The sequence below is a fragment of the Maribacter sedimenticola genome (genome assembly GCF_900188415.1).
Lineage (GTDB): Bacteria > Bacteroidota > Bacteroidia > Flavobacteriales > Flavobacteriaceae > Maribacter > Maribacter sedimenticola.
Genome location: NZ_FZNV01000011.1, coordinates 17245 through 41406 on the forward strand (window position 1 = coordinate 17245; position 24162 = coordinate 41406).

Consider the following 24162-nt stretch of genomic DNA (forward strand, 5'->3'; position numbering starts at 1 on the left):
ACAAAACAAAAAGCTTTGGCTACGAGCGCAGACGGAAACGAAAAGTTTCCTTGCCTGCCCTACTTGCCATAGCCGCACCGTTAGCAAACATTAAAAAAAAAAATGAAAAAACTATTAGAAATTTTCACATTATTAATTTTTATTATTAATTTTTCATGCAGCAAAGATGAAAATAAAGATAATATCCAAGAACAAATTACTATTGAATCTTCGAACCTAAATATTACAATTTCTGAAAACCCCATATCTGGCGAAATTATTGGTCAAATTCAAGCAACTACAAATGTTGGCCAAATATCGTATTCATTGGTAAGCCAAAGTCCAAATGGGGCTTTTTCCATTAATTCAGAAAACGGAGAAATAACTGTATTAGATGAAACTTTATTCAACTATGAATCTAACCCTGAAATTACTGGAACAGTTAAACTTACAAATTCAAATGTTTCAAAAGAAATATTGATTACAATTACTTTAACAGATGTTGAAATAGAAATATTTAATGGATCTCTTTTTTTAAGTTCGCAAGAAGAATTAAACCACTTTGGTAGCCAAAATTATAAAGAAATACACGGAAGTTTACGTATTCATGATTTTCAGGATTCCGAATTCAATATGACCAATGTTGATGCGCTGAATAGTATTACTTTGATTACTGGTACTTTGGACATTTCCGGAAATAAATTATTAAATAATATTGACGGACTAAAGGGAATTAAAAGTATCGGAAAAAGCTTATATATTGACAGTAATGATAAGTTGAATAATATTGATGGGTTAGACGGAATTGAAAATATTGATGAAGACCTAAATATATCTGGAGGTATTTTAATTAATATCAACGGGTTAGTAAATCTCAATTATTTAGGAGGTGATTTAGTCTTGCGTTTTTTACCAAATCTCACTGATATAAGTCTTTTTCCAAAATTCACTGAAATAAATGGAAGTTTAGTTCTGAGTAATCTACCAGAGCTAAATAATTATGATACTTTCAATCAATTATCTTTGGTTAAGTATAACCTAATACTTGAGAACACTAATTTGAGTGATTTAAATGTTTTTGAAAATTTAACTTATGTTGGCGGAGGTTTAGGAATTGGTGAGAATAAGAAGTTAATAAATGTCAATGCTTTATCAAAAATAAATCAACTTGGAGGTTTGACTATATCTAAAAATCCGATTTTAGAAAATATAGATGGTTTGTCTAACCTTACTACTTTAAATGGTGACTTAGCTATCAGCTCGAATTCTATCTTACCCAATATGAATGCCCTAAATAAACTTACCGCTATAGGAGGTCATCTATATATTTTTAATACTGTTTTTCAAAATATTAATGCTTTGAGCAACCTTCAAAGTGTAGCCGGAGTTATTAAAATTGATGATAATAGTATACTTGAGAACTTGGATGGGTTGAATAAGTTAGAAACTATAGTAGGAATTACTTCTGAATATGAAGACTATCATTTTTCTATCGGAGGTAATTCGATACTCAATGATTTTTGTGGGTTGACAAATTTTTTTGAAAATTTCCCCTATAGTCATTACTCTATTTATGGTAATGCTTATAACCCAACAAAAGAAGATTTAATGAATGGAATTTGTACAGAATAAAAAAACATTTGCTAACAATGGCTATAAGTAATTGCTTGTTCTTGCCTACTTCAGAAAATCCTCGCGAATTTTCAGTTTGATGTGTACTTGCAAAGTTAAGTACTATCCCACGCAACTACTCATAGCCGAGAACGTTAGCAAATTCAGCCCAACCATACTTTCTCACTCAAATAAAAAGTCCGCTTAGGGACGTAAGTCCCGATTTTTTTTAGGTTTTTCACCATCTATATATAAATAGATTTCACTCTAAATCAAACTTATTAATGAAGGCTGAATATCTACAAAGAACTTGTCTTTAATAAAAAATGTTATAGCTTTTATTTAAAAAAGAATAACCTAATTAAGAATTTAGTCCCTGTCCATATTTCTAATTCTCTATGCATATAATTTTAAAAAAAATATGCATAGAAAAAAACGAAACACTAACATCGAGGTTTTTTTACTAAATTGCTAACTAACAGAAAACTAAAACTGCATACGTTTTTGCATACGATTTTATAATTTAAGAGCGGTTGAGCCCAATAAAACCGAAAACAAAAGTTTAAACTTGGAGTTCATAACCCGGAGGTCGGGGGATCGTGCCCCCCTCTCGCTACAAATAATCCGTTGATATTGAATGATTTACATTCAGAATCGGCGGATTTTCTTTTGAAGCTCACCGTATACGGTAGCGTATGCGGTTACTAATTAAATCATATAAAATACTGTTATTCTGTACTTTAAAAATCTAAAACCGTCGGGTTTATAATATTTAAGCTAAATCTAAATTTACTATTATTTACTATTCTGTAAATGAGGAAGAGGTTAAGCGTCTTTTTAGTACCAAATAGTCACCCAAACGTAAACACTTTATGTGATATTAGTGATATCAAATGGGTTCCTTAAACACAAAAAGGCAATGATTCCAAAAAAATCCAACCCTTTAATGATTGGATTTTCTCGGTCGGGGTGGCAGAATTGCAACTTTTCATTATAATTAATTATATATCAATCATTTATAAATTTAAAAACTTAACTTTTGACCAATTTGTTGATTATAATTTAAATGAACTTAAAGTAAGATGACTTACTTTCTGATTTTATAAATATAAAATTAAAACAATTCTCTGAGCAATAGATTTGGATTACTTTTCATTTATAAAAAGCAAGTCCTGAAAAACCTTCGTTTAACAGGACCATTAAAAATTAAGATTTTAACGGTTGGCATAAAAGCAGTAGCGAAAGATATTTTAACTTTTTAACTCGCAAGCTACCAAATAGAAGTAGAAACTATTTATTTAAACAGCAAAACAGTATTGCTTTTATAACCTGCCGTACGTTGGATTTTATGCTAGTTTACTATTCATAATCTTTCTTTTAATATAAGGATGCTATTCATCTCTTAAACTTTTCAAGGGTTTTGCAGTAGCAGCTTTTAAAGATTCGAAACCGACAGTAAGCAGGGATATGCCTATTATTAATACAGCAGTTAGACCATATACCCACCATGGCATATGTATTCTATATTCATACTCTTCAAGCCATTTGATCATGAAGTAAGAAGAAATTGGGGTTCCAATTGCGACTCCAACGAGAATCAATTTTAAAAAATCTCGTGTTATAAGTGAGGTAATGGTAAAAACAGAGGCTCCTAATACTTTTCTAATACCAATTTCTTTGGTTTTTTGTTCTGCTGTAAATAGGACCAGACCAAACAAGCCCAAGCAAGAAATTAGTATGGCCAAAACAGAGAAGTAGGTTGATAACTTGTAAAACATAGATTCGCTTTTATATAGTTTGTCATATTCCTGATCTATAAACCGATACTCAAAAGGGAAAGCTGGATTTAAATTGCTATGAAGAGCTTCTAAAGCCACTAACGTTTGTTTTTCATTACCCTTACTATATTTAACGAAGGCTATATTAAATTCTGAATACCCTTCACTTCTAATAATCATTGGGAAGATCGATTCTTTCAAAGATCCAAAGTGAAAATCTTTAACCACACCTACAATGGTTCCCGGATTTCCCCAAAACGATAGGGGTTGACCTATCGGATTTTCCATCTTCATTATGTTCATGGCCGTCTCATTAATAAGATATTCAATGTTCTCCGGGTTATTATGAATAAGTTCTCTTCCCATGACCAATTCAACGCCATAGGTGCCAACAAAGTCTGTACTTGCCACCATTCCTGTAAATAACGACCGATCATCAGCGCTCTTACTGTTCCAGATAACTTCCGGTGACGTACCATAGTCTCCTAGCGGAATATGAGATGTTTTTGTAACCGACTGAACTCCAGAAATTTGTAAAGCACCACTTTTAAAGGCATCAAAATTATTTTGCAGGTCTTTTGAAAGCGTGATTGCCAATAAATTTCCTCTATCGAAACCGATATTCCTATCTTGGACAAAATCAATTTGTTTTGAAATAATGAGCATACTACTTATAAAGACAACCGCAATGGTAAACTGAAACACGACCAAACCTTTTCTAATCCATTTGGTGCTGGAGCTGGTTTCAATTATTTTCTTAAAAAGATCAGTAGAGCTAAAGGAAGAAAGCAAAAATGCAGGGTAACTTCCAGATAGAAATCCTGTTAAAAGTGTAATTAAGAAAACCATTGCCCAAGTGGATACAGGTAGATTTAGCAGGTCAATGTTTTTTTCAGTGATGTCGTTAAACACCGGTAGCGCAATTGCAATAAAGATTAAGGCAAAAAATAGACTTATAAAAGAAAGAAGCATGGCTTCTCCTAAGAATTGCAAAATTAAACTGCTTTTGCTTGCCCCTAAAACCTTTCTAGTCCCAATTTCTTTAGCTCTTTTCATATAGCCGGCAGAAGCTAAATTCATAAAATTAATGCTTGCAATTAGCATGATCAGGAAAGCTATTATCCCAAACATTCTTACATATATAATTTTCCCTTCCCCTTTTTCAATGTCTGCAAACAGATAACTGTCTGCGTAAGATTGAAATCGAATTTCTAAATCTAATTCATAGTCTTTTAAGAATGGTTTTAGTTTTTGTTCTAACTGAGCAACATTGGTTCCTTCCGCCAATTGAACAAAGGTATAGGTGCCAAGATTTTTCCATTCATGCATCCACTCATTTTCAGCAAAAAGAGGCTCAAAGGGCAAATAATAATCACTTTTCTCGGTTGAATCTTCACTGCTTAATTCATAGACCATAGCTATTTCCAACTCTTTTGAATTTTCGTAGGTGAGTGTTTTACCAATGGCACCTTTTGAGTTTCCAAAGAACAATTCGGCCATTTCTTTTGAAATAGCGATATGGTTTGGAGCGGTTAACGCATTCGAAGCATTTCCTTCTAAAATCTCAAATGAAAACATTTCAAAATAGTCTTCACTTACAAACTTTCCATTTTGCTTTAAAACCGTGTGCCCATTTGAGAAGGTACTATTTCTGCTATCGTTGGTCATAGCCGTGATTTTCTCTACCTCCGGAATTTTTGACTTTAACTCTTTATACAGAAGTGATGAAGTGCCATAACCCAATGCCGTACCATCGGGTGATACAAGATATATAGAATGGAGTTGATCTATGTTTTCATGATACCTATTAATGCTATTTTCACTTGATATCCATAAATAGATAAGTAAAAAGCAAAATAATCCTGAAGTTAAACCTAAAATATTAAGCAAGAATAAAACCCTATTAGCCTTAATATTTCGCCATGCTATAGTGATATAGTTTTTAATCATAATATGATTCTCTAAATTTTGAACTTATATTTTCTCAGTTACTTTTAAATAGCTAAACAAAAAATTTGGATGACAAATTTTTTATAAGTCCAGTTTTATGAAAGACAAGGAATTTTAACAAATGTTACATTCAAGAACGAAGTTTTTTTAGAAGAGTAACGATAAACGATTATGGTAAAAGTGACAAAGCTCTTTATAAAAGGTGGATTTTGAAAAGAGTCCTGCTTTTTTGAATTATTTTACAGGGAGTTTATTAAAGACCAGATTTTGATGGTCCTATAAAACGTGCGATTCATGAATACTTTCATACCCACTTTAACTCGATCTGGATGATTCACTTTAATTCAGCTGGGTTTGTATATTATTACGAATTTTTGCAGGTAATTGCCAAACTTTTATTACAAAATCTATCCGTTGCTTTAAACGAAACTTCCAAAACCAAATATTAAGATGACATTTTACTATAAATAACAGGCATCTGCCCTTTCCATTTTTGCCATAAATCATCATTGTCAATCAAAGCAGCCATAAAATGACCTACGTTAATCCTGCTGACCTTGCCTGCATTAAAAATTGCACTTCTGGTTGGGGAGCAATATACTTCATATGCGGTAACCTCCGATTCATTGATAAGACCATCGGGTCGGACTGCCGTCCATTCTATGATAGGATTATTTTGGCCGATTTCAGTCCGTAAATAATCCGCTGCTTTTTCGTTATCCACGTGTGGGGGCAACAACAAGCGTAATAATGAGATAACGCCTCTTTCAGCGAAAGAAATGGGTTCGTCCAAATCACGATTTCTATTCCCTGTTGTATTCATCAATACATATTTTATTGGTTTTTCGGGTTTGTTTGCCTTTATCGCGGCACATAATCTGCGCGCGGCATCGGTTACCAATCTTCGGGGTTTACCATACATTCCCTTAAAGGTCAAGTTATGACCTAAGCACGAGGCTACGGCATCACAACCGGCAACATGTTCTACCATTTCCGTATCACTGAGTTCCAGGATACTGGCTTCGATAATAAATAAATTACCCTCATTTCTGATGGATTCCGGTAACCTTTCCTGTGAGCGTACTACTGCCCTAACGGTATGCCCTTGCTTAAGAAGTTGCGCTACCAAATGTCGCCCTGTTGCTCCACTTGCCCCTACTACCAGTATTGTCATTTTTTGAGTTTTTGTTGCATCTTAATTTTTGATTGATTGGTAATTAGACGATAGGGTCAATACTTTGTTACTTATTGAATTTACGCCTATCCAATTCCAGATAATTATTCCGGAATCGTAAATAAGGCTATCTGCTCTTTTTTTCCCTTTAATTTAACCACTCCCACCGAATTGATTTTAAATTCAGGATCAAGTTCCAAAGATTTAATCAAATCTTCAGAAACTAAAATATCCACATTGTATGTGTAGGCTTCCCCTTATTAGGACACCTCTAAATTCGATAAATAATTATTATTTAGGTCAGGTTTGATGAAGAATTTAAATTCTTCATCAAACCTGGGCATGTATTCTTTAGGTGATTTATTGCCCAGAGATTTATGTGGATGATTAAAATTATAGTCCTCTCTCCAGTTATCGCTTATATTTTGAAGTTGATAGATGTCGTTAAAATAATATGCATCTAGTATATCTTCTCTGAAAAATCTATTGAAACGTTCTATGTAACCATTTTGCATTGGTTTTCCGGGCTGTGTATATTTAATTTCTATATGGTTTTTTGTACACCAGTTCATAAATGTCTTAGATATAAATTCAGGTCCATTGTCGCACCGAACATATTTAGGTGTGCCTATTTCTTCTTTGAGGTTTTCCAATGTTTCCACTACCGCCCTAGCTGGGTACGAGAGTCCTGCATTGATTGCAATAGCTTCACGGTTACAATCATCTATAACATTGAACACGCGTAGCTTTCTGCCATCTATAAGGGCATCGCTCATAAAATCCATACTCCAGCATTCATTAAGAGTCGATGGAGTTTCCAAAGGTTGTTTTATACGCTTTATTAAACGCTTCTTATGTTTACGCCTAAGGCTGAGCTTCATATCACGATATACTCGCAATACACGCTTTCTGTTCCATTTTAGACCTTCACGACGAATCTTGTAGTAATACTCATCAAAACCTCTAGTAGGATAGGCTTCTGCTAACTCGGTCAGTTTATCTATGACCTCGCTATCGTCTCTTTTACTCTGGTAATACCACATTGACCTGCTCAGGCCGACAACATTACAGGCACGCACGATGGGAATTACATATTGCTTGATGAGATACTTTGCCCGGACTCTCTTGTCGGAAGGCCTTAGAACTTTTTTGATAGTACGTCCTTTAGCATCTTATTATCTAAACTAACATCTGCGTACATCTGCTTTAACCTATTGTTCTCATCTTCCAATTCCTTCAACCGTTTAAGTTGCTGTTGCTCCATACTACCGTACTTCTTGCGCCAATAGTAAAACGTGCTTTTATCTATTCCCAGTTCTCTTGAAACATCTCCAACGGATCTTCCTTGCTGATGTTCTTTTAGAGCCTTGATAATTTGACTCTCGCTAAACTTGCTGTTTTTCATCGTGACAGTTTGAATTTAAAGTTAGTAAATTCGAATTATGAACTGTCCTATTTTTAGGGAAGCCTACATTTTTAGGGAAGCCTACAATGTATTGCAAAGTGGTTTATGAGCGAATCGTGAACAAAGGTAAGAGCAAGAAACTGGCATTGATCGCAGTGGCCAACAAACTACTCAAACAGTCCTTTGCCATTGCAAAATCAGGTAGGCCATACCATGAAACTTACGTTTATGTATTGTCTAGATAACCAAGGAACAAAAACCATGAAAAAAGCTCAAAGATTCTATTTTTTAAATCTAAGGGCTTAGAGTAATTATGTCTCAAATCAAGAAAGAATTTATTTGTTTTCTATCTCAGTTCTTTGTTATGTGTCCTTAAGCCATAATACTTGAAGTTCTTAATTGGAAAAGAAGAATCACAGACTTGCTTCGCCTTTGCTACTTTGCAGTGAGGAGAATAAATTATGAAAAAATAATAACTATCTAGGAGGAGGTGGTGGTGGAACTGCTCCTCCTTCTATATCAACGGAAATATTATTTTTCAATTTATTCAAATTCTCTTCCATATGGGTAAAATTTTCATAGCCATTCTTTTTGGCGAGTTCATAAGCTTTCGTATAAACTGCTAATGCTTCATCTTTTCGCCCTGCTACAATCAAAGCCTCTGCATAATTTTCATATGTATTGACCGACTGAGGATAATAAATCATGGACAATTCAAAATAGTTTAGAGCATCATTCACTTTTTCATCCCTTAGAAAATTGTAACCAACTGCATTCAGATAAAATTCCTCAGGCTTGTACCTTTCACCAATCAGTTTGCTGTATTGTTCATAGTGTTTTACTGCAGCTGTTGCATAGCCCTCTTTTACAATGTTAGATTGAAAGGATTCCATCAGCAACGCTACAGCTGAAAGGTCTATTTTATTATGAACAGATGCTTTAGAGAAATATAAATGCTTATACATTTGTACATTACCGGAGGATTCTAATATTCCCTCCATATTGCCACTCATTAGCGACATACGTAGGTTAGCGTTTCTAGTTCTTAAAGAGTCATGAAGGGTTAAAATCAATTGATCTTCTTTAATAATTGCATTATCTACTCTCATTTGATCTCGTACATGAGGTGAGTAAAATGATAGGCTCACTTCGGGTTTGCCATCCACATCTTTAACCTCCATGATTTGGCCAAGATAGTCTGATCCATAAGTACCGGTCCCATACCACTTTCCGATAATCTTTTTTAGCTCAATGGTTTCACCTTTGGTCAATTCAGGAATGGTATAGCTTGGGTCTGGCTGTTCAAAATCAAGGTAATCACTTGATTTTTGCATGGCTTGCACCACTTCCCAACTTGCTTCTTGAATCAATTGAGCTTCCTCATTTGATAGATCAATTAACAGCCCCCTATCCAATGAACGCTCACCAATATTCGATAACCGATTACCAAAAATAGTCCCTGGAAGACCTAGAGGATTATCAGACATTAGTGTTGCGTAAAGTGTAACAGCGGTTAAATAGGAACCCATTGCTGATGGGTGACCACCATCGTCGGCATATAAGTCAATCTTTGGATTCGTTCGCACCCTATCCCATACCAAACCAACTGGCGCCACTATAGCCTCAAGCTCTTTGGCTATGGTCGTATATGCATGTGACAATATGGCTTGTTCTTTCGGTTGATCTTTATTTGACCAGGTCATAAAGAACACGGTCTTAGCACCCGCTTTTGTTATTTCAGCATTAAACTTTCTTGAGTGCTCAAAAAATTGATCTGTTGACCCAAAATACATGTCGTTATCAATCATGACGCCCATTCCCAGCTTGCTTTGCTCTTGGAGTACCACATAGTCCCATTCACCCGTTCTAATGGCTTCTATTGTACTCTCTGTTTGCCAATGGTCGGCAAGCGTCATACCACCATCACTTATCAACTGAGTTTCTACTACATGTTCTGGAAATTTCTCTTGTATTATTTTCTTTAATAACTCCGGAGTGCTGTTGTAGAACGTATAACTATTTCCGATAAACAGAATCCTAATTTTATCTGCTTCTTTAGGTTGTGTACAAGAGAATGCTACAATCAACAACAATAGTACACTTAAACACCTTTTTTTATAGATCATTATCATACGAGATTTGATTTTTAATAGGCTTAGTAATTTCATTAACAACCTCTCCTGTATGCAAAGTTGATTTATTTTCAATAAGCATTATATGGCATTCGTTTTTAGAGCTTACCTTATGATTGATTCCCTTTTTCACAATAAACAAGTCTCCCTTTTTCATAGTAAACGGTTCTTGATTTTCTATTTCAAAAAGAAGCGCTCCTTTAATAATAAGAAATAATTCATCTTCATTTTTATGATGATGCCAAGGAACTTTATTGCCCTGTATTTTCACCAGTTTTATAAAAACATCATTTACTTCACCAATTATTTTTGGAGCATAGTAGTCATTAATGGTGTTTAGTTGTTCGGTTATATTCATCTCAAAATTTGATTATAATAGTTCTTTATTCTTTGATTATCTAGAATATCCAATAGTAAAAATGCCGAAATAAATAAGGTGCCAATAATTTTTACTTATGTCTACCGTAATGAAATATTATTCTATTTTATTTTATAGTAAGCCCGTAAATTAAATAGATTGTATCTCAAAGTTTTATGGCGTTTTTAATTGCAATTAGTATTTAGTTCTTGATGATCTGCTTTAGAAATTAGTGGGATATTTTGTCCATCAAGAATTTTAATACAAGGCAAATTTGGATTTCTATCTACTTTTAAATCAATAAGGTTTTGATTAAAACTCACGTTTAACCTATCCAGTGAATTACTGGTGATATAAAGATGCGTTAAATCATTATTTTCTAAGAGATTAATAGTTTGCAGCTCGTTATCAGAAACCAGTAATGTTTCTAACTTTTTATTTGAAATCACCTCTAAACTTTGCAATTTATTTGATGTTAAAAGTAGGTTTTTTAGATTTGGAGCTGAACTAATGTCGAGTGAATACAAATCATTATTACTCATATGTAAAACCTCTAACGACTCACTAGAAATACTAAAAGTTTCAAAATAATTCCAAGACAAATCCAAGTCTTTTAATTCACCCAATTCTGATAATCCAACGACTGAATTCATTTCATTAGCAGTCAAATCAAGTAAAACTAGTTTACTATTGTTGCTAATATCAATACTTAACAATTTATTCCCCGCAAGATTTAACGTATCCAAATTTAAATTATCACTTAAATCAATTTGTGCTATATCATGTTGGGTGGCAATTAATTTTCTTAAACTGGTAAAGCCTTCTATTCCTGTTAAATCAGTAATAGCTCCATATTCTAGATTGCTTAAGTCAAGGGTAGTTATTCCTTCAGCATCACTGCTTAGCATTTGCTGATTTATAATACCATCAGAATCTACACCTGTTTTTATAAGTATCGCTTCAAAACTTGAATCGGGTATGCTTACATAAGCACGATTAAAACCCGCAATATTATCATCATTTGAGCATGAAACTGTACTACCCATCAATACTAATATGGAAAAATATGTTAGTAAAATTTGGTTTGATTTTTTCATTTTATTGACTGACTTGTCGATTATTTAAATTTTCTATTATTTTTAATGCTACATCTTTAGATGATAAATAATTTTGACCTGTAATTACATTTCCTTGTACCTCTACATGTACCGAGTTTCTAGGAGAATATTTAAATATCCCACCTCTTTCTTCTATGGTCTTTTGAATTAAAAAAGGGAATTGCTTAAAATATTCAGCACCCTCTTTTTCATAAGCTTCTGGGTATCCACTAATTATTTTATTATTTACCAAGTACTTCCCATCTTTTGTTTTTAAATTAACAATACCAGCCGTTCCATGACATACTGAAGAGACAATACCATTATATTCTTCAAAAATGGTCATTGTTATTTTTTGAATTTCTTTATTCTTAGGCACATCATACATTGCACTTCCACCTCCGATATAATGAACCGCTTTATAATCTTTTGCAATAATTTCTTTAGGCTTTTTGGTGTGTTTTAATGCATACATAAAGTCTTCACTGTAAAGCAGTTTTTTTTGGAGTGCGTCAGATGTATTAATATAAGCTAGTGGAATACTACCCCCATTCGGACTAACGAAGTCCACAGTAAACCCTTCCTTTTTAAACGTATCATAAGCATTAACAATTTCAGAGAAACTATTACCCGTTGGAAGTTTAGTTGTTCCATGGAATGAGGCATTGGATACTATAAATAATATTTTATCACCATTTTGGTTACTTTTTTCACTACTAGCAGTTTTGCTAATAATTTTCCACTCGTTTTCAATTTTTTTTAAAAGAAACAAATCAATGTATCTTAAACCACTCTTAGGGATAATAATTTCTGCTTTTGCAGTAGCAACACCTTCAAAGTTGTCAATCGATAAAATGTTACCTATTCTTCCCGTAAACTCCCCTTCTTTTTTATTTTTATACCAACTTGCATATTCTTTGGCTGGAACGGTCCAAAGTGTTTTGTCATTTTTTTCTAAATACAGATTTGCTTTGGTATAAAATGCTTTTTTAATAAGGGCAGATCTATTGTAAGAAGTACCATTTATATAATTTAAAAGCGTGTTTTCTATTTTAGATACTTCCGTTTGTGCAAAAACTGAAGCGTTTAACATTAGAAATCCGATGAATAAAAGAAAATGTTTCATACGTATTTTTAGTACTGTTAATTAAATGGATTCAAAAATTAAGGCTTGCCTATAGTCTCCAACAAATTCTGCTCCTTCTCTATAAAATACCCTTCTTGTTTCCATTTCTTTTTTAACCATTAAATTTTGCCAACCATTTTAAAATTGATTGATTAGTTTCATGTGGTAACTCTTGTTGAATGTGATGGCCACACTCTAAACTAATCACATCCAAATTTGGAACAAAATCCTGTAGCCTTTCAAATTTTGGAATCATATCTAGATTACCATAGATCATAAGTGTAGGCTGTTTGATGATTGGGTCTATATCTGCCAATACGTGCCAGTTTCGGTCAAGGTTTCTATACCAATTAATAGCGCCATTAAACCCAGAATTTTTAAATGCCGTTACAAATACAGACAAATCAACGTCGTTCATAATAGGCTCACCAAAAGGCTTTTCTGCTTTTGCAAGATTCATCATTAACATTCCTGGTTCTGGTGGTGCAAGAGGCACATTCTTACGAAATAAATTACAAAGAAAGTTTTCTGCATGGTTCTCTAACACAGCATCTGCTACTCCTGGTTTTTTATTAAAATGAACAAAATAGAAATCTTCACCAAAAAACGCTTCCATAAACTGTATCCATGGTTTTTCACCTCGTTCTTGATAAGGAAGTGCAAGATTTATGATTTTATTTACACGCTCTGGATGCAAGAGTGCAAGGTTCCATACTACATTTGCGCCCCAATCATGCCCCACAAAAACAGCATCTCTGTAGTTGTAATAATCAAGTAAGGCCACTAAATCATCTGTTAAATGGGTTATATCATATGCCGTTACTTCTTTAGGGCGCGATGAATTGCCATATCCTCTTTGATTTGGAACAATGACATGATAACCAGCTTTAGCAAGCGCTGGTATTTGATAACGCCAAGAAAAGGCATGTTCGGGAAAGCCATGACAAAGTACAATCGGATTACCAATATTTTCTTTACCTGCTTCAAATACTTCTAACTCAATTCCATTTATTGAAATTATATTGGATTTGGGAAATTTTAAAGATTTAATTTCTTGTATCATTTCAGTGCCTGTTTTTATCAATAATTAAATCTTCTATTTTTTTAAAATCCTTTGAATTTGGTACGTGTTTAGCCTCTACAATCAAAACAACTTCTTCTATAGTAGAAAATATTCGATTTGCTCTTTTAATCATTTTTTTTCCGGGAAACATGATGTCTTTTTCACAGGCAAAAATGGTAATCGGTGTTTTTATTCTATTTGCATCATTTTTAGATAGCATTGGTAAAGGAGAAAAATCCATATTGCAGTATTGAAACGTAGAAGACATAAACTCTAATGCAAAATCATCGTATTCAGAAAAAAGTACGTTCATTACCTTTTTAATGTGCTTTTGATTGTTAGTTTTTATAAACTTTTTTAATGGTAGGAACATTTTAAACAAACCTACAAGAGGATTACCATTAACGATATAGACTGGTGCAATTAAGAAAACCTGTCTAATTGGTGTCTCGTTAAACTCCATTGCTTTTAAGCTGATCAAACCTCCAAAGGAAAAGCCTACCAGGGTCACGTCTTTCAGTCTTAGTTTTATGATTACTTCAATAAGCCATTTTCCATAATCTAAAGATTTCATGTCTAATCGATTCTCTGCACTTTTATTGGGCTGCGCTAAGACATCAATGGCATAGACACAATATTTTGAAGCTAGATTGGGGAAAGAATCTAAAATTTGTGGTGCACAACCTCCTGTGCCGTGAATCAGTATTAATGGAGGGTTTTTAGTATCGCCAGTAATGATAACATTAGTGACTCCAAACTTTGTTTCTATAAATTTTTCTGAATATTCAATATTCAGCTCATTTAACTTTTGATTGTAAAGGGATAAGATTTTTTCTTTTCCTTCTTTTGATTTGAAAAACATGTACTGTTCGTTTCTTGATTGATGATTATGATTGATGTATTTTGAATGTTATGACGAGGGATGATAGGTATTTGTTACACTTTAATTTTTATTATTAATAACTCAATTTTTGTTTCTACAAATATCTATCAAGAAGCAATATGCTTCTAACCACTTATGAAGCCTTATGTATAAAGTTTGATGATAGATTGAAAATTATGACGCAGTTCTATAAATTATGATGCAAACAAGCCTTTCTATTAAATCTTAATTTAGTTTTCTGATTTTATCTACATTTTTACCAGTAGTTTATTTTTCAATGATTAGGTTTTCCAAATACCTCAGAGAAGTAGCTATTAAATTCTCTCGATTTTTTGCCTTTTCATTAAAAGAATCTAAAGTTGCTCTGTTTAATTTTCGGCCTTTTACTATTTTCACTTGGTTCAATTTAAAGATCAGATGATATCAGTCAGAAATAAGTGGTAGTTGTGGTTATTTTTTTTTAATTTTCTTTCTTTTGATTTGATAAACATACACTGTTCGTTTTTTGATGCTTCGACTGGGCTCAGCACGAGTTGATGATTTTTGAATTGATATACTATTTAGTCCAGCTAAATGGTGATGACTACATTTCCTCTTTTATGACCCATCTCCACATATTTATGCGCTTCAGCCATTTTTTCTAAAGGATATATGCTGTCAATAACAGGTCTAAGTTTCTCTTGTTCTGCTAAGCTTTTTAAATTTAAAAAAGCTTCTTTTGGTGTTAATGGAGTGCCATGATCTATGGATATGTATTTGCCATTCGAAGTCAATGCTTTTTTGCTCTTCTCTTTAAGTATCGATGATTTCGAATTGCCTACAGCATCAATCACATATTTATATGTTTCTAATTGTTTTTCAGCATTTTCTATCGTGTAGTCAATCACCTTATCACTTCCTAAAGAGGTTACTAATTCAAAATTTCGACTACTGCATACACTTGTAACATGAGCACCCTTATGCTTCGCCAATTGTATCGCCATTGTACCTATACTTCCTGACGCTCCATAGATTAAAATTTTGTCGTCCTTGTTAATACTGGTCTTTTTTAATAAATGAGAAGCAAGTAAACCACCATAAGGAATCGCAGCGGCTTCCTCAAAACTCAGATTTACAGGTTTTAGTGCCAGATTCCAATCTTCGGGTAAACAGATATATTCTGCGTAAGAACCAAAACGACGTTTGGTAGGCGAGATAGAACCATAAGCAAAAACCTCATCACCAATTTCAAACAATGTTACATCTTTACCTTTACGCTCCACAACACCAGCTGTTACCATCCCCAATACAGGGTTTCTTGGACGACCAAAACCAAATATGAGTTGGAGTATAAGTTTAGGAATGAAAGGTTCATTCATTCTCCGAATAAGAACATCGCTTGTGGTAACTGAAGTTGCATGTATTTTTATAAGTACTTCATTAGCTTTTGCTATTGGTTTTTTAACATTACTTAGCACCAGGTTTTCTACTTCTCCATATTTTAGACATTCTATTGCTTTCATAATTGTTTTTGTTAACAGCAAAGTTGGTTAAAATGTGGTTTACAAAAGTTCGTATTTTGAAATTGGAACAAACCTTTGCTTTTCGTTATTCCTTTTTAAGAGCATAGATAACTTCTGCATCTACCCAAAATATATCTACATTTTCAAAATCGTCTGATCCTACATTTCTACTAAAGAAAAGGTATTTACCGTCTGGTGTTATACTAGCAGAAGCTTCCCAAGCGTTGGTGTTTATTTTATCTCCCAAATTAATTCCATCGCCCCAAGTACCATCACTTTGTTTAAAACTGATATAAATATCAGAGTCTCCAAAACCATCTTCCCTTTTAGCATCAAATAATAAATACGATTCATCTGGTGCTATAAAAGGATGGCTCAAAAAGGTTCCTGTATTTATTTCTTTAGGCAAAGCGATAGGTTCCTCATGCTTTCCATCTATTAAACGCGAATAGCGAATTGGAAACGTTGAATCATTCTCTTTATAGGTGTCAAAATAGTAGGTCCCATTTGAAGACGATGAAAGGCGCATAATATACATAGAATCATTACTTACAGTAGGAGGTTCTAGTTTTTGTAATTCTGACCATCCAGCTTCTGTTCTTTTTAGATACCTGTCACCTAAATGCATGGTTTGTCCATCTGGAGCTATTACGGGTCTTCCTATCCATGGAGATGCTATTTCAGATTTTTCCCATTTCCCATTTGTTTCGTTGTATTTGTATTCGTAAAAAGCTGATTTTTTATTTTCTTCGCCTCTTCTAATAAAATAAAACGCTTTCATATCTGGGGTGAATGCACTATTGACTTCATACAAATCTGTAGATACCAGACCTGGAGCAAATGGTATAGGCGTTAATCCTGGTGGATTTTGACCCAGATATGGGTTTTCTATAGATAAAGAATCATTTTCTTTTGCATTCGAATTATCAGTTTTACAAGCACTTAAGAATATTATTAATAATACTGAGAGTTTAATTATGAGATTTTTCATTTCTTAGGATGTTTTAATCGACGGGATATATTATAAAGCTATCATGAATTTTCTTTGTGGTTGTATCTCCTAATTTTGTAAGAGCTCGTGAAAGTTCTTTTAATGTGAGCACACTTAACGGAAGTTGGTGTTCTTTAGGCTGGTAACTAGTTCCCATGGGGTAATCAACACCAGCTGTTTGAGTCATTTCAATGTGATTTCCAAGTATGGTTGAAACCTCATTAATGTCGGTGAATTTTACAAGTCTTTCAATACTCATTTTAAAAGCATTCCAATCATTTATGTATAGTCTACCAGGATAAAAGGTGTCTCCAGTCAAGAGAATTTTAGTGGAAGTATCATAAACCGCAATTGAAGAAGCTTGGTGTCCAGGAATTGGTATTATCTTCATCATGCGATTCCCTAAATCATAATCTACAATTTCTTCGGGCCAGTTTGAAATCTTAAAAAAATCTTGTACATCTTTAACCTCAAGGTCGATTACAGAAGTGTTCGGTTTTCCTTTGAATTGTCCATCGCCAGCATAGTGGTCTCCATGCTTATGAGTATGAGCAACTATTAATTCAACTTCTCCATTCTTTTTAGACCAGTCGTTAATAATTGTATTTACAGTTTCATAAAGCGGAAAAATATCATCTTCTTGAGTAGCTCCAGTATCCATTAATAGCGCTTTGTTCTCACCAAAAAACAGAAACATAAAAGGTGCTTCGTAATTTGTACACCTGTTTTGACGTAAAATATACGTACAGCTATTATACTTAACGACCTGAATTGGTGGGTCAATATTATCATCACAGTTTTCAGAGCCATGAATCCAATTTTGCACACTTAAATCAACAGTTTCTTCGATTGATGGTTGGCATGACAAAATCAAAATTAGTATTGATAATAAGATTGTGATTTTTATTTTCATATGCTGGTCTATATTGGCTTTAACGTTCTGGCTATGAGTGATGCGGGCTCAGAAATTCAGGGAATTTCGGGCTGCGCACTAAGCAAGTGCAGTTTATTTTATTTTTTTCATTTGATTGTATTTATAATTTAGTTCTTTGTCAAATATTAAATTTCAGGATTAATTGATCTTAATCTCTCTATATCCTTTGCACCTATCCAATAGATGTTTGATAATCCACTCTGCTCCTTATATCTATTAAAAAATAAATATTTACCATAAGATATATGTGACTTCTAACGCTTAAGATTATAGCTTAAAAATTCATACCAACGTAACCAATTTTGTCCAAAGCACAGAGAGTTGTTTTTACTAAAACCTATACCCTATACGCAAGTGCATGTTTAATTCCATTTCACTTTTGTTCTTTAAATAACCAGCGCGTTTAGCAAATGTGTAACTAAATCCTGCGCCAAGACCTGCTTCATAATTAAAGTGTTTCCCTATATTTCTTCTAATTCCCCAAGTGGGTATAATCGAAAAATCACTTACCACAGGAGCATCGTCAGTATTGAATAAGACAAACCAATCTGGATGATAACCCATTTTTAAAGCAAAAAAGTTGCCACTATTCCCATCAATTCTTTTTGAGTTTTTTGAACGTTTTTCGAGGTTATAATAAAATCTTGGCTCCACAACTATTACAGGTGTTAGTAGAAATGGAGAATCATAATCATCGTAAAAAGTAGTTTCCCAAATACCAAAATCAAAACCAATCTCTGTTCTCAGTGCAATGGCATTTGATAGTTTTGCCTCATTATATGCCCAGATTCCTAGAACTCCAGTTTGTAATCCGAATGTTGATTTTTCTACACTTGTGTTTTGAGCTTTGGCGATTAATGTTAGTCCGCACAAAGTCAAGGTAATTAAAGTTTTTTTCATGATGATGTTTTTTTGATTAATGATGATTATTGATTGATTGATATTTGTATGAAGTTTACCTTCTTGAAAAAGTAGAATTAAATAATAGTTTTAGTTATTTTGTTTTTTTGAAATGCTTCCGTTCGCTTTATTTGTTCTTCGAGATTCCATTCAAAATCAACTCTATTCTTTCAAAATAAAAAGATTGAATCGAATCCGATTTTAGTTCTTTGCTGGATGTAGTGCTATTATATTTTCATATTCATTGCCTCAGTGACTTCACTCAACGTTCCAATAGCTGTTTCTCTCGCTTTACTTATACCTTTAAGCAAAATATCCCTGACATAATCTTTATTTTTTTCAAGCTCTATTCTTTTTTTTCTAATAGGCTCAAAATATGTGTTTATGGCTTCTTCTGTTAGCTGTTTAAGTTTTCCTGAACCTTGGTCGCCAATTTTATCAGCAATATCTGTTGGACTTTTATCTGAACATAAGGAAGCTAACTTAAGTAAGTTGGAAACCTCTGGTCTGTTTTCGGGGTCGTAAGATATGTAACGACTTGAATCAGTTTTGGCAGATTTTATTAGTTTTGCTGTTTCGTCAGCTGTTGACTTTATCATAATTGAATTGTTGCGACTTTTACTCATTTTTTGAATACCGTCTAACCCAAGAATAGTAGGGGTATCAGTAAAAAATGCAACTGGTTCTGTAAAAATATTTTTATTGAATTTGGTATTAAAGCGCTTTGCAATTTTCCGAGTTAATTCTATATGAGGTAATTGATCTTTTCCAACAGGAACCACATTACTTTTACAAAACAAAATGTCAGCAGCTTGATGAACTGGATAGATATACATTCCTGCATTAATATTACTCAGTCCTGAAGCAGTAATTTCTTCTTTAACAGTTGGATTTTTGTTTAATTCTGAACTGGAAACTAATGTCAGAAATGGAATAGTTAGTTGATTTAATTCAGGAATATGACTATGTGGAAAAATATGAGTTTTATAATTTTCAGGGTCTAATCCACAGGCTAAATAGTCCAAAGTTAGTTCATAGGTGAATTTTGAAATTTCATTAAAAACATTTCTATCTGTCAACACTTGATAATCCGCAATTAAAATATAAGTCTCAATTCCCAAGCTTTGTAATTTTAATCGGTTTATAATTGAGCCAAAATAGTGTCCAAGATGCAAATTACCTGTAGGTCTATCTCCCGTTAATACGCGGTACTTTTGAGGATTCTTATACAAATCATTTTCTAATAATTTGCTTTGCTCTTTTGCTTTTTCAAAACTTTTATTAATCATTTTTTGTTTACTTTTATTCAAGAAAGTTCAATTTTTCTCATTACCCACAACGATTTCGGCTATGAGTAGTTTCGTGAATAATCACTTAACGTTGCAAGTATAAACCAAACTAAAAATTCGTGAGGATTTTCAGAAGTAGGAGAGCAAAGCAATTACTTATAGCTAGGTCTTATGCCAAAAATTAGTAAATAACCTATCATCCAAAATTCTCCAATGGTTGCAGGTAGAGTTAGAAATCTATTGAAGCTAAAATCAATTCCTGCGTAGTGTATAACTGTAGAAATTAGATAGCCTATACCACCTAAAATAATTATTCTTCCTAACCAAACAGGCAACCTTTTAGATTTGATAACTATGTATCCCATTGGAAATAGCCATAACCCGAAAAATAGGCCACCAATACCCCAAGCATTCGAAATAATATTTTGAAAAACCTGAATTAGTAAAACTTTGTCTTCCATAGCACTTATTTCTGAATTTGCAATACCTATTGCTGAGGCGATTGAAATTGCACTTATCATAATGGCTAAAGCATTTACCATTCCCCATATACCTAGAGTCCAAGCTTCCCATTCATAATTATCTTTAAATAATTTGAAAAACCAAACTGCGGTAAGAGCCTGAGAAATTACTATACCAAATTCTAATAGCAATCGAATTCTTGCTGTAGATTCTAATTCTACCAAATTTGTTAGCGTTTGTTCAGGATTACCAGACACAAATATTTGAGAATGAAAGACCATAAACCCTAGAATTCCTGTAATAGCCATCATTAAATACCATAAGCCAGTTATTCTAGCGGTCTTAATTAAATTTTTCTGTTCTGTATTTGCAATCATAGATTATTTATTTTTATTATTTTATACTAATTCGGACTCTGTAAAAGATTAATTGTTACAGTTTTGCCCTTATGGCACACAACGTGTTTGTATATGGTTTGTTGCGTGTTTTAAGCAACTAATTACCGACCAAGAAAGTCCGCAAAGACTTTCGCAAGTAGGCAAAAAGCCAGCAATAAATTATATACGGTGTTACCAAACGTATTTGTTGATATTACCAGCTTCGAAATCATTCCTCTTGATTAATATATTTTAACCCTTCGTATAGAGCTACTAATGGTACAGAGCGATGGTTTTCTTTTTCAAAATATTCTATTTCGATATTTAGAGGTTTATCCGATTTCTTTGTTATTAAAGTATAGAGAGAGTCGTGTCTTTGTTTATTCCTTTCGTAATTAGCCTCTCCTTGATTGGCAGTAGCGATATAAAGTTTTTTATCTAATGATATTGAGGGAGTAGAATCAACTTTGTTTTTCATCATCTCCTCATTCCACCAAATACTTGGGTCTATAGAAATGTAAGCATTGAATACGCTATTTTCATCCATATAGGAATTTAGTGTAAGTAGTCCTCCTAAAGAGTGCCCAACAAGAGTTCTAAACGGTTCTGTCTTATACTTTTTATCAATATAAGGTACTAGTTCTTTCTCAATGAAATTCAAAAAATTCCTTCCACCTCCCATATTATTCGGTCGTTTGGTCTTAATTTTTGTAACTGTAAAATCTCGTTCTCGGTCAACATTCTCTATGGCTATAATAATACTTTCAGGCATTGAATTGTTTCGATTCCTATTAGAACTCATAAAATGTACTATTCCAGATGCTGTTTTAAAATGAGTATATCCATCCAATAATATGATAACTGGATATTTTTTATCAACTTCAGATGAATTATTGTATGAATCAGGAAGACTTATTAAACAGGTTCTTTCTTCATCTAAAATATTAGATTTAATAACGAACTTACTTCCTACTATAATATCATCTATTTCATTCTGTCCAAAAGTGGTTTGTACTCCTGAAAGAAGAATATATAAAATTACAAATGTCAAATTTTTCATAGTTTGCTTTATATGTTTGGTAACGGTCGGGCTATAGCAAATAGGGCAGGCAAGGAAACTTTTCGTTTCCGTCTGGTCTGCGAGCCAGAGCTTTTTGTTTTGTAATTAGTTTCATTTTTTAATTGCCAAATCCAAAGGATTTGGCGGACTTAGCAAACACGCCCAAGCCATTAAAATCAGCTCTTTTTGTCCTATTTGCTATAGGTATTGTTGGCATTAGTTTTCTATTTGTTTAATCATTTCTTTTGCAACTATTGCTGTAGAAGGAAGAAACATGGTTGATACAATCCTTTTGTCAATTACAACATCATGCTTATCATTCAAATTACTTTTAGTTTGAAATATTCCTCCATTTTCCCTCAATTGGTCTTCCAGCATTACAGGCAATAAAGTACCTTCTTTAGCCCAACTTTTGGTAATCTCAGTCGAATTTGGAAAGCCAGTTACTTTTTTACCTTTGACCATATAATCACCATTACTAAGTTTGACATTTGCAAAAGCACCAGGACCATGTCCGCAACCTCCAACTATTCCTCCATTTTCATAAATTTTGGCTATTATTGATAATAAGTCTTTGTTATTGGATACATCAAATAATGGTCCATATCCGCCACCAATAAAAACGGCTTTATAGTTTTTATAATCTACTAAATCAGGCGTTAATGAATTTTCAACATTGCCATTAAAATTTTCATACTTTATAGTATAACTGCTTATTCCAACAGGATCCATTGAGAAAGGTACTTTTCCTCCTGTTGGTGAAACAAAATCAACTTTATATCCATGAGAAACAAAAATATGATATGGAGGAGCTACTTCCCAAAGGTTGTTCCCAGCAAAATGTTTTTCTGGGTCGCCCATGTCTTCTGTATTTGAAACTATAACCAATATTCTTCCTTTTTCAGTTTTGTTATCGTTACAAGAGATAAAAATTAATAATGCGAATAATGCTAGGAGTCCTTTTTTCATTTTTTTGATTGATTGAATTTCATATAAGATAATAAATGGAGAAGAATGTTACAGTCTTTCACAATTAATGCCAACAATAGAATATATGCAATAGATAAATTTTTATAACCAACTAAACCCTAATCCTATATTAAAAATTACGGCATCTCTATCCGCACCTCCATCTAAAGACACATTGCCCAAAACTAATTTAGACTGCACATTGAGTGCAAAATTTTTCTTTTTGTAAATCTCATAACCTGTACTTGCCATAACAGCGACGCCAAAGTTCCAGTCGTCATTTACATTATCTTTAATATCATATAGTGCTGGCGAATCTATTGCTAGACCAATTCCTCCATGTATCCACCAACGATCTTTTACCCAATATTGTACAGATGGAATAAAACCTCCAAAGTTCCTGTCATTGTCTTGAAATTCATAAATATTTCCTGGCATTACGGCAGTAATGGCAAGATTTTCATTCAACATATAGCCCAATTTTAAATCTGGAAACACGAAGGTTCCTTGCGCATTGTCAAACGTTTGATTACCAGCACTATCTTCTATACTGATAATGCCACCACCTACAACAGCTTCGAAGATGAAACCATCCCTTTGTGTTGTTTCAGCATCTGCGTTTTGTGCATAGGTTATACTTGATACTAATGCAAAGGCTACGCAAGCCATTCTTGATACCATTTGTTTTTTGATTGTTTTCATTTTAATTGATTTCATAATTGTTCGTTTTTTGATTGATGATTTATTTTGAACTCTCAGTTGTTACATTAAGATTTTTTTGAGTATTCTAACGCGGCACCAATGGCAATTCCAATGGGAAGCCACAAAGCTATGTTTGAGGTTAATAAGCCTACTAATACCCCTGAAAATATGCCTACTGCAAGTCTAATTCCTTTTTTACTTTTAATTGAATTCATAATTGTTCACTTTTTGATTGTTTGTTTTTTTGATTAGGGTAAACTTAAAAGAGGTCTTTAATCAATTAAACTTTATGTGATATTCGAATGTTTATTAATGATAAACTACCTCTTATAAGTTACAAACAGAATTTGTACCTCATAATCATTTGTCAGTACTTATTTTTCCTTCGTTCATCAAACACATAAATGATTAAATTCATAG

Annotated in this window: 22 protein-coding genes and 1 pseudogene; 2 read left to right on the forward strand and 21 right to left on the reverse strand. The window is 33.2% G+C overall.

The window, feature by feature from the left end:
* Positions 1 to 102: 102 nt before the first annotated feature.
* A complete protein-coding gene (locus CHB68_RS17705) occupies positions 103 to 1611 on the forward strand; it encodes a cadherin domain-containing protein (RefSeq protein WP_089263150.1) in 1509 nt (502 codons plus the stop codon).
* Between the two features lie 1370 nt (positions 1612 to 2981).
* On the opposite strand, the gene CHB68_RS17715 is transcribed toward CHB68_RS17705, so the two are convergent.
* From CHB68_RS17715 to CHB68_RS17730, 5 genes are all read right to left on the reverse strand, one after another.
* Positions 2982 to 5318, reverse strand: coding sequence for an ABC transporter permease (locus CHB68_RS17715; RefSeq protein ID WP_089263154.1), 2337 nt, complete (start codon positions 5316 to 5318; stop codon positions 2982 to 2984).
* 445 nt (positions 5319 to 5763) lie between these two features.
* Positions 5764 to 6492, reverse strand: a complete 729-nt coding sequence (locus CHB68_RS17720) for an NAD(P)-dependent oxidoreductase (protein WP_089263156.1) — start codon at positions 6490 to 6492, stop codon at positions 5764 to 5766.
* 104 nt (positions 6493 to 6596) lie between these two features.
* Positions 6597 to 6728 (reverse strand): hypothetical protein, encoded by a 132-nt coding sequence (locus CHB68_RS18805; RefSeq protein WP_262494240.1) that lies wholly within the window; start codon positions 6726 to 6728, stop codon positions 6597 to 6599.
* Between the two features lie 24 nt (positions 6729 to 6752).
* A complete protein-coding gene (locus tag CHB68_RS17725; RefSeq protein ID WP_143815234.1) occupies positions 6753 to 7646 on the reverse strand; it encodes an IS3 family transposase in 894 nt (297 codons plus the stop codon).
* Positions 7631 to 7897, reverse strand: coding sequence for a transposase (locus tag CHB68_RS17730; protein ID WP_089263160.1), 267 nt, complete (start codon positions 7895 to 7897; stop codon positions 7631 to 7633). Before CHB68_RS17730 ends, CHB68_RS17725 begins: the two co-directional genes overlap by 16 nt.
* A 92-nt stretch (positions 7898 to 7989) precedes the next feature.
* Here CHB68_RS17730 and CHB68_RS18685 point away from each other — a divergent pair.
* A pseudogene (locus CHB68_RS18685) lies at positions 7990 to 8142 on the forward strand (IS110 family transposase); the annotation flags it as partial.
* A gap of 231 nt (positions 8143 to 8373) precedes the next feature.
* Here CHB68_RS18685 and CHB68_RS17735 read toward each other — a convergent pair.
* The 16 genes from CHB68_RS17735 to CHB68_RS18650 form a co-directional block, all read right to left on the reverse strand.
* A complete protein-coding gene (locus tag CHB68_RS17735; protein WP_089263162.1) occupies positions 8374 to 10023 on the reverse strand; it encodes a hypothetical protein in 1650 nt (549 codons plus the stop codon).
* Positions 10013 to 10387, reverse strand: coding sequence for a cupin domain-containing protein (locus tag CHB68_RS17740; RefSeq protein WP_089263164.1), 375 nt, complete (start codon positions 10385 to 10387; stop codon positions 10013 to 10015). The genes CHB68_RS17735 and CHB68_RS17740 overlap by 11 nt, the downstream gene beginning before the upstream one ends.
* 185 nt (positions 10388 to 10572) lie before the next feature.
* Positions 10573 to 11484: a leucine-rich repeat domain-containing protein gene (locus tag CHB68_RS17745; RefSeq protein ID WP_089263166.1), complete on the reverse strand. Its 912-nt coding sequence runs from the start codon at positions 11482 to 11484 to the stop codon at positions 10573 to 10575.
* A gap of 1 nt (position 11485) precedes the next feature.
* The gene (locus tag CHB68_RS17750) at positions 11486 to 12610 is read right to left on the reverse strand and encodes a nuclear transport factor 2 family protein (RefSeq protein WP_089263168.1); all 1125 of its coding nucleotides are present in this window, start codon (positions 12608 to 12610) and stop codon (positions 11486 to 11488) included.
* A 112-nt stretch (positions 12611 to 12722) separates the two neighbouring features.
* Positions 12723 to 13673, reverse strand: a complete 951-nt coding sequence (locus CHB68_RS17755; protein WP_089263170.1) for an alpha/beta fold hydrolase — start codon at positions 13671 to 13673, stop codon at positions 12723 to 12725.
* Position 13674: 1 nt separating this feature from the next.
* Positions 13675 to 14535 carry an alpha/beta fold hydrolase gene (locus tag CHB68_RS17760; protein ID WP_089263172.1) on the reverse strand — a complete coding sequence of 287 codons (861 nt, stop codon included), beginning with the start codon at positions 14533 to 14535 and terminating at the stop codon, positions 13675 to 13677.
* Between the two features lie 590 nt (positions 14536 to 15125).
* Positions 15126 to 16058, reverse strand: a complete 933-nt coding sequence (locus CHB68_RS17765; RefSeq protein ID WP_089263174.1) for an NAD(P)-dependent alcohol dehydrogenase — start codon at positions 16056 to 16058, stop codon at positions 15126 to 15128.
* A gap of 85 nt (positions 16059 to 16143) precedes the next feature.
* Positions 16144 to 17049, reverse strand: coding sequence for a TolB-like translocation protein (locus tag CHB68_RS17770; protein WP_089263176.1), 906 nt, complete (start codon positions 17047 to 17049; stop codon positions 16144 to 16146).
* A gap of 13 nt (positions 17050 to 17062) precedes the next feature.
* The gene (locus tag CHB68_RS17775; RefSeq protein ID WP_089263178.1) at positions 17063 to 17962 is read right to left on the reverse strand and encodes an MBL fold metallo-hydrolase; all 900 of its coding nucleotides are present in this window, start codon (positions 17960 to 17962) and stop codon (positions 17063 to 17065) included.
* A gap of 351 nt (positions 17963 to 18313) precedes the next feature.
* Positions 18314 to 18883 (reverse strand): hypothetical protein, encoded by a 570-nt coding sequence (locus CHB68_RS17780; RefSeq protein WP_089263180.1) that lies wholly within the window; start codon positions 18881 to 18883, stop codon positions 18314 to 18316.
* A gap of 227 nt (positions 18884 to 19110) precedes the next feature.
* Positions 19111 to 20193: a tryptophan--tRNA ligase gene (gene trpS, locus CHB68_RS17785; protein ID WP_218822516.1), complete on the reverse strand. Its 1083-nt coding sequence runs from the start codon at positions 20191 to 20193 to the stop codon at positions 19111 to 19113.
* A gap of 131 nt (positions 20194 to 20324) precedes the next feature.
* Positions 20325 to 21011 carry a DUF4386 domain-containing protein gene (locus tag CHB68_RS17790; RefSeq protein ID WP_071339919.1) on the reverse strand — a complete coding sequence of 229 codons (687 nt, stop codon included), beginning with the start codon at positions 21009 to 21011 and terminating at the stop codon, positions 20325 to 20327.
* A gap of 229 nt (positions 21012 to 21240) precedes the next feature.
* A complete protein-coding gene (locus CHB68_RS17795) occupies positions 21241 to 22071 on the reverse strand; it encodes an alpha/beta hydrolase (protein WP_089263182.1) in 831 nt (276 codons plus the stop codon).
* A gap of 216 nt (positions 22072 to 22287) precedes the next feature.
* Positions 22288 to 23040, reverse strand: coding sequence for a type 1 glutamine amidotransferase domain-containing protein (locus CHB68_RS17800; protein ID WP_089263184.1), 753 nt, complete (start codon positions 23038 to 23040; stop codon positions 22288 to 22290).
* A gap of 102 nt (positions 23041 to 23142) precedes the next feature.
* Positions 23143 to 23757, reverse strand: coding sequence for a hypothetical protein (locus tag CHB68_RS17805; RefSeq protein WP_245838982.1), 615 nt, complete (start codon positions 23755 to 23757; stop codon positions 23143 to 23145).
* Positions 23758 to 23807: 50 nt separating this feature from the next.
* Positions 23808 to 23957 carry a hypothetical protein gene (locus CHB68_RS18650; protein ID WP_179213230.1) on the reverse strand — a complete coding sequence of 50 codons (150 nt, stop codon included), beginning with the start codon at positions 23955 to 23957 and terminating at the stop codon, positions 23808 to 23810.
* Positions 23958 to 24162: the final 205 nt, after the last annotated feature.